This is a genomic window from Pseudomonas sp. NFACC16-2 (assembly GCF_900119205.1).
GTDB classification, from domain to species: Bacteria; Pseudomonadota; Gammaproteobacteria; order Pseudomonadales; family Pseudomonadaceae; genus Aquipseudomonas; species Aquipseudomonas fluorescens_Q.
Genome location: NZ_FPIX01000016.1, coordinates 118,158 through 124,592, shown reverse-complemented (window position 1 = coordinate 124,592; position 6,435 = coordinate 118,158). Strand labels below are relative to the sequence as shown.

Genomic DNA, 6,435 nt, shown 5'->3' with positions numbered 1-6,435 from the left:
GATCGTTCCTCACGCTCCGCGTGGGAACGCCGCCAGGGACGCTCCGCGTTCCGCTTCTGGAGTGTGACGCAGAGCGTCACGGGATGCATTCCCACACAGAGCGTGGGAACGATCAGCCACGATCAGCCAGCCGCAAGGTTTTACTTGCGGTAATGACTTGGCGCCACACCCACTTCGCGGCGGAACACCTGGGAGAAGTGACTGGCGCTGCCATAGCCGACCTCCAAGCCGATATCGATGACGCTGCGCTCGGTTTCCAGCAGCAGTTGCCGGGCCCGCGCCATTCTCAGTTGGATGAAGTATTGCGAAGGTGATCGCCCGGTGGCGCGTTTGAACAGGCGGCTGAAGTGGTATTCGCTCATACCGATGGCTTGGGCCAGGTCACCGAGGCTGAAGGGGTCGGCCAGGTGTTGTTCCATCAACTGGGTCACCCGCTTGAGCTTGAAAGCGGGCAGGGCGTTACGTCCGGACATGTCGTCGGCACTGGCATCCAGATAATGCCGCGCCAGGTGCACCGCTACGCACTGAGCCACGCCCTGGATCAGCAAGGCACTGGTTTCACCGCGCCGGGTCAATTCCGCCCGAATCTGTTCGAGCAAGGTCGAAAGTGCTTCATCCCGCCCGCCAGAGACTTCCCGCAGCTGGATCGCGCCGCTGCCGCCGGCTTCGGCAAGGGCGCGTTCCAGCAATGCCAACCCCAGGTACAGATGCATGACCACAAACGGCTCGCGACTGATCACTTGCCAGCGCATCTCATAAGGAACCGGGGATGTGGTCAGGAAAAAATCTCCGCTGCCCACGGTATTCGCTTCCCACGCCTCGTCGGCAACGCGCTCCTCGACGATGGCTTCCCCGGACAGCACCCAGACGAGCAACGGTTCGGCCACTGCCGGCACGACGATGTGTGCTTCGCTGCGCTCACGGACAAAGATCTCGACCAGAATCTCCTTGGCCGATACGCCGTCGGACGTCGCCAGGCGCTCGCCGCGAATGTGTGCCTGCAGGCCGGTTGCCGATGTTCGTTCAGTGACTTCCATGCTTCGCATGCCTCGATGGAACGGCTGCCAGATCAAGCCGGGCCGGCAGCAGGACGGTGCTGGCGCAACAGTTCGATCTGCTGGGACGGGATCAACTCGCGCAACGCCTTATAGAGCGCGCGAGTTTCGAGCAGGTTCCAGATGCGCAACATGGTTTCCAGCGCGTCCAAGGGTTTGCTGATGAAATCCCGGGCGCCGAGGGCCAGGGCCCGCAGGCGCGTGTCTCGGGTCGCGTCGGCCGTCAGCACCAGGATCGGCAGATAATCATTGGCCGGAATGCGCCGATTGAGTTGCTCCAGCACGGCAAAGCCGTCGAACGCCGGCATGTGCAGGTCGAGGATGACCAGGTCCGGCTCGAAGCTGTTGAACAGGTCGAGCGTGCGCAAAGGTTCGGTGCTGCTCAGCACGTTGTGCAACCCTTCGCGTGCCAGCAGTTGCTCCATCAGGTCCAGGTTGGGGCGCTGATCGTCGACGATCAGGATGCGCAAGTCGCGATTCATGCGGGCTCCGGTAGATAGTGCTCGAGGTGGCCCAGGAAGGCCTGGATATGAATAGGTTTGGTCAGGATCGCCGTGGCGCCGGCGTCACGCAGGGCGCGGTGGGTCAGGTCGCTGGCATCGGCGGTGATCATCAGCACGGGCGTGGCGGCGGTGGCCGGGGACTGGCGCAGGCGGCGCAAGACTTCCAGGCCTTCGAGGTCAGGCAGGCTGACGTCCAGCAGGATCAGTTGCGGGCTGTGCTGGCGAGCGAGGTCCAGGCCCATCTGGCCTTGCATGCTCGACAACAACTGGATGCCCGGGCGGCGTTGCATCAGGGTTTCGATCAGCGCCAGGCTCGACAGGTTGTCTTCGATGCAGAGGACTTTGCCGTGATAGTCCAGAGGCGAACGCGTCACCGCCAGGGCGGCGATGGGTGGCAGATGCGCGCCAACCACCTGGGTGCCGGGCAGTTGCAGGGTGAAACAGCAGCCGTGTCCGGGCTCGCTGTGGACCTGCAGGTTACCTTGCATCATTTCCAGCAGACTCTTGCTCAACGACAACCCCAAGCCAGTGCCCTCGACCTGAGGATCGGCACCCAGGCGTTCGAAGGGCTTGAACAGTTGGTCCAGCTGTTCCGGGGCAATGCCATGCCCCGTGTCGTTGACGGCGATGCTCACCTGATGGGCCTGGACGCTGACTTCGATGCGCACCTCACCGCCGGGCCGGTTGTACTTGATGGCATTGGACAGCAGGTTGAGCAGTACCTGCACCAGGCGCTGGCGGTCCGCGAGCACGCCGCTGTCGTCGGGCAGCGCCGGCAGCTCGGCCAAGTGGATCCCGGCGTCGGCGGCCATCGGTGAAACCAAGGTCAGGGCTTCGTGCAGCACCGTCGACAAGGCGATCGGCTCGATGTTCAGCGGCAGGCGCCCGGCTTCGATCCGGGCAATGTCCAGCACCTCGTTGATCAGCGCCAGCAAGTGCTGGCCGGCCCGCAGGATATGGCTGACCTGGGGGCGTTGGCCAGCCGTGGAGTCCATGTCCAGCAATTGGGCAAAACCGAGGATGGCGTTCAGTGGCGTACGCAGCTCATGGCTCATGCGCGAGAGAAACTCGCTCTTGGCCCGGCTGGCGCTTTCGGCTTCTTCGCGGGCGGTCCGCAGGGCGATCTCGGCGGCGCGTCGGTCGGTGATATCGCGGGTGATCTTGGAAAAACCGCGCAAGGCGCCGGTGCCATCGTATTGGGCGGTGATGACCACGCTGGCCCAGAAGCGGCTGCCGTCCTTGCGGCAACGCCAGCCTTCTTCCATGTAATGACCGTCGCGGGTGGCTTCGCGCAAGGCCATGTCCGGGTGCGCCGGGCATTCCTCGGCCAGGTAGAACAGGGAAAAATGGCGGCCGAGGATTTCCTGCTCGGTGTAGCCCTTGATCCGCTGCGCGCCGGCGTTCCAGGTGGTGACGTAGCCTTGGGCATTCAGAGCGAAGATCCCATAGTCCTTCACGCCATCGATGATCAGCCGCAAGCGCTCCTCGTTGTCGCGCAGGGCCCGCTCGCGTTCGGCGAGCAACTGCCCGGCCTCCACCAGGCGCGTGCCGAGCTGGCCTATTTCGTCCTGCTCCGGCGGTTGCGGCAACAAGGGTTGGCCCAATGCCAGGCGCTGGGCGTTGCCTTGCACCTGCTGGACGCGGGCGACAATGCCCTTGGACAGGAACAACACCGCGACAATCGCCCCCAGCAACCCGCACACCGCCGCCAGCAGGGTGGCGAACAACAGGCGCATGCGCGTGGCCGAGGCGGCGGCGCTGCGGTCGGCGAGCAGGGCGTCCTCGCGGATGCGCATGGCGCTGATCTGCTCGCGCAGCACATCCAGCACCTGTTTGTTTTCGATCAGGATCGCGGTGATGGCCTCGGGGTCGTCGCGCTTGCCGTTGCGCAACGCGAGCAGACCGTCGAGCTTGTCGGCGATCAGCGGGGTGATGGTCTTGAGGTGCTCGCGCATCCTGGCATCGCGAATGTTGTGGTCCAGGCGCTGCAACGCCGCGTGGATCAGCGGCGTGGCCTGTTCGTAGCTGGGCAGGAAATCTTCGCGCCGGGTCAGCAGGTAACCGCGCACGCTGGCCGCTGCCTCGGCCAACAGGGTATGGACTGTCTGGATATCTCCCTGGACCAGCAGTACCCGGCGCACGTCCTCTTCGGCCCGTGCGGTCTGGCGTTCGGTGATATAGATCAGCACCAGCGACAGCAGCAGGACCACCAGCGGCAGGGAAATCACCACCAGGGCCTTGCCGCGCAAGGGCAGGTCGGCCCAGCGGCGGGCGGCGAAAAACCTCATGGCCATTGCCCGGAGGGTTGCGCCACCAGGCCCAGGGCAACGCCGCGCACGGCGGCCTGGGTCCGGTCGGCGGCGCCCAGTTTGCCGATGACTCGCTCTACGTGGGCCTTGGCCGTGCCGGGCGCGATGCCCAGCTTTTCGCCGATTTCACGGTTGCTGAAACCGCCGGCCACCAGGCCCAGGACCTGGCGTTCCCGGGCGGTCAGGGCCTGGACTTGAGTGGCGCCATTGGCACCGCGCTCGGCCATGCGGCGCAGCAGGCGCGCGCTGACCGAACTGTTCAACGCCTCTTCGCCCTGGGCGACCCGTTTGAGGGCGTCGAGCACTTCATCGCGGCTGGCGTCCTTGAGCAGATAGCCAACCGCGCCCGCACCGATGGCGGCTTCGAGGTGGTCTGGGCTGTCATCCATGGTGAAGATCACGACTTTGATTCCGGGCTGGCGCTGTTGCAGGATCCGCGCCGCGCCCAGGCCGTTGAGGACGGGCATGCGGATGTCGAGAATCGCGATGTCCGGCTGTAGCCGCTCGCACAGGTCGAGGGCTTCCTGGCCGTCGCGGGCCTGGCCGACGACCTCGAATCCCGGGTTGCCGGCGAGCATGCTGATAAACCCGGTGCGGGTGACTTCGTGGTCATCGGCCAGCAGCAGGCGCAAGGGTGGGTTCATGGGTGTTCTCCGTGGGCCGGTAGCGGCACGCTGGCCAGCAGTCGGGTGCCGCCGCCGGGCTGGCTGCAACAGCTCAAGTGGCCGTCCAGCAAGTGCGCGCGTTCCTGCATGGCAGCCAGTCCCAGATGGCAACTGCCGTTGGTTTCGATGGGTTGCTCCAGGGCAAAGCCACGGCCGTCGTCCTCCACGCGCAGGCAAGCGTGGCCGTCTTCTACCGCCAACCCCAAACACACGTGGCTGGCCTGGGCGTGCTTGAGGATGTTGTTGATGCCTTCCTGGGCAATGCGAAACAGGGCGATCTCCGTGTTACCCGGCAGGCGCGCGGTGCTGTGTTCGACCCAGGTCACCGTCAGGTCCGCGTCACGCAGGCGGTCGGCTTCCTTGTCGACGGCTTTGTACAGGCCGAAATCATCCAGTACGTGGGGGCGCAGGCCACCGATCAACTGCCGGCCCTCGCCAACGCAGCCTTGGGCCAGGTCGAGGATGCTTTGCAGTTCGTTCGCCAGTGCAGGCGGTAGCGACGGGCAGCGACCGGCGAAGCCCTGCAAGCGCTGATGCAAACCGGCGAGGTTCTGCGCCAGGCCGTCGTGCAGGTCGTAGGCCACACGCTTGCGTTCGTCTTCCTGGGCGCTGAACAGGCGGTGGACCAACTCGGACATGGTCCGCTCGCGGGCCTGGAGTGCTTCGAGCAGACGGCTGTTCTCCAGGTGCGCCGCCAACAGCGTTGCCAGCAATTGCAGCGATTCGATGTCTTCGTTGTCCGGCGCGCCGAGGGCCACGCTGTTACCCAGCAACAACGCCCCGAACGCTATGCCGTCGGAGGCCCGCAACGGCACCCGCAAGACCTGGGGCAGGGCGCTGCCGGGCGACTCCAGCCATTGTGGGCCGGGCGTTTGTGGCCGGGCCAGGTTGGCGAGCAGCTCGAGTCGCTCCGCGCTGCCGTGGCTGGCGAGGGTGCGCAACGGGTGGTCCGGTGCCCACTCCAGCAACAGGCCATGGTCCATGGCCATGAACGCGCACGCCCGTTGCAGCGCACGCTGGCGCATGGCCGACAGGGGCAGTTGCGTCAGTTCATGGCCGGTGCCCAGCAGCAGCCCCAGGCGTGCGGCGCGGCTTTGCGACTGGCGATATTGGCTGCGGATGGCCAGGGCGCTGCCGGGGTCATGGGGTGGGCTTTGCATGGGGAACTCCAGCGTGGAAGAGGACCGGTCCGGTTCGCGGTGGCGTCATTAGAACGTGTCACCGGCACCGGGCCTATCTGCCGAACGGCATAGGCGATTGGCACCGGTTGGCCGATGGCGAAGGCGGGGAAGGCCGGCAAAGTGGCCCCATTGAAACCCAAGGGAATACTTTGATGAAAATGAAAACCTGCGCCATTGCTGCTTTATTCCTGCTGGCCGCACCGCTTGTCCAGGCGCTTGAGGCTACGCCTTATGTGTATCGCACGGTGGCCGAGTTGCCCAAGAATGTGAATGACCGTGAGATCGCGGCCCTGTTCGACCGCTGGAACGCCGCGCTGCAAACCGGTAGCGCCACCGCCGTGACCGGCCTCTACGCCCCGGATGCGATTTTGCAACCGACTGTTTCCAACAAGGTGCGCAACACACCGGCGCAGATCCAGGATTACTTCGAGCATTTCCTGGCCGGCAAACCGGTGGGGCAAATCAACTACCGGGAGATCCGCCACCTGGGCCCCGATGCGGCGATGGACAGTGGTGTCTATACCTTCACGCTCACCCAGGCCGACGGTTCCAAGCGCGAGGTCCAGGCGCGCTACACCTTCCTCTATGAGCGTCTCGATGGCCAGTGGAAGATCATCAACCATCACTCATCGGCCATGCCCGAGGTGGCGAAGACCTTGCACGCCAGCCACTGATCGCACTGCTCGCAAAAACCTGCCTGTGGGGTGTTTCCGACCCGTTTC

General features: G+C 65.0%; 6 protein-coding genes. 1 reads left to right on the top strand and 5 read right to left on the bottom strand.

The window, feature by feature from the left end; genetic code table 11:
* Positions 1-140 precede the first annotated feature (140 nt).
* Genes BT116_RS15565 through BT116_RS15545 form a run of 5 tightly spaced genes read right to left on the bottom strand, consistent with a single transcriptional unit; the run spans position 141 to position 5,692 of the window.
* On the bottom strand, positions 141-1,037 hold the full coding sequence (locus BT116_RS15565) for an AraC family transcriptional regulator (protein WP_072345329.1): 897 nt from the start codon (positions 1,035-1,037) through the stop codon (positions 141-143).
* Positions 1,038-1,069: 32 nt separating this feature from the next.
* Positions 1,070-1,537, bottom strand: a complete 468-nt coding sequence (locus BT116_RS15560; protein ID WP_018610463.1) for a response regulator — start codon at positions 1,535-1,537, stop codon at positions 1,070-1,072.
* A complete protein-coding gene (locus tag BT116_RS15555) occupies positions 1,534-3,846 on the bottom strand; it encodes an ATP-binding protein (protein ID WP_072345348.1) in 2,313 nt (770 codons plus the stop codon). Before BT116_RS15555 ends, BT116_RS15560 begins: the two co-directional genes overlap by 4 nt.
* Positions 3,843-4,511 (bottom strand): response regulator, encoded by a 669-nt coding sequence (locus tag BT116_RS15550; protein WP_063321213.1) that lies wholly within the window; start codon positions 4,509-4,511, stop codon positions 3,843-3,845. Before BT116_RS15550 ends, BT116_RS15555 begins: the two co-directional genes overlap by 4 nt.
* Positions 4,508-5,692: a sensor histidine kinase gene (locus BT116_RS15545; protein WP_072345328.1), complete on the bottom strand. Its 1,185-nt coding sequence runs from the start codon at positions 5,690-5,692 to the stop codon at positions 4,508-4,510. The genes BT116_RS15550 and BT116_RS15545 overlap by 4 nt, the downstream gene beginning before the upstream one ends.
* A 173-nt stretch (positions 5,693-5,865) precedes the next feature.
* On the opposite strand from BT116_RS15545, the gene BT116_RS15540 reads away from it, so the two are divergent.
* Positions 5,866-6,387 carry an SgcJ/EcaC family oxidoreductase gene (locus BT116_RS15540; protein ID WP_072345326.1) on the top strand — a complete coding sequence of 174 codons (522 nt, stop codon included), beginning with the start codon at positions 5,866-5,868 and terminating at the stop codon, positions 6,385-6,387.
* Positions 6,388-6,435: the final 48 nt, after the last annotated feature.

Coding starts and splice junctions, on each gene's coding strand:
- BT116_RS15565 (WP_072345329.1), bottom strand. CDS start 1,037: ATGGAAGTCACTGAACGAACATCGGCAACCGGCCTGCAGGCACACATT.
- BT116_RS15560 (WP_018610463.1), bottom strand. CDS start 1,537: ATGAATCGCGACTTGCGCATCCTGATCGTCGACGATCAGCGCCCCAAC.
- BT116_RS15555 (WP_072345348.1), bottom strand. CDS start 3,846: ATGAGGTTTTTCGCCGCCCGCCGCTGGGCCGACCTGCCCTTGCGCGGC.
- BT116_RS15550 (WP_063321213.1), bottom strand. CDS start 4,511: ATGAACCCACCCTTGCGCCTGCTGCTGGCCGATGACCACGAAGTCACC.
- BT116_RS15545 (WP_072345328.1), bottom strand. CDS start 5,692: ATGCAAAGCCCACCCCATGACCCCGGCAGCGCCCTGGCCATCCGCAGC.
- BT116_RS15540 (WP_072345326.1), top strand. CDS start 5,866: ATGAAAATGAAAACCTGCGCCATTGCTGCTTTATTCCTGCTGGCCGCA.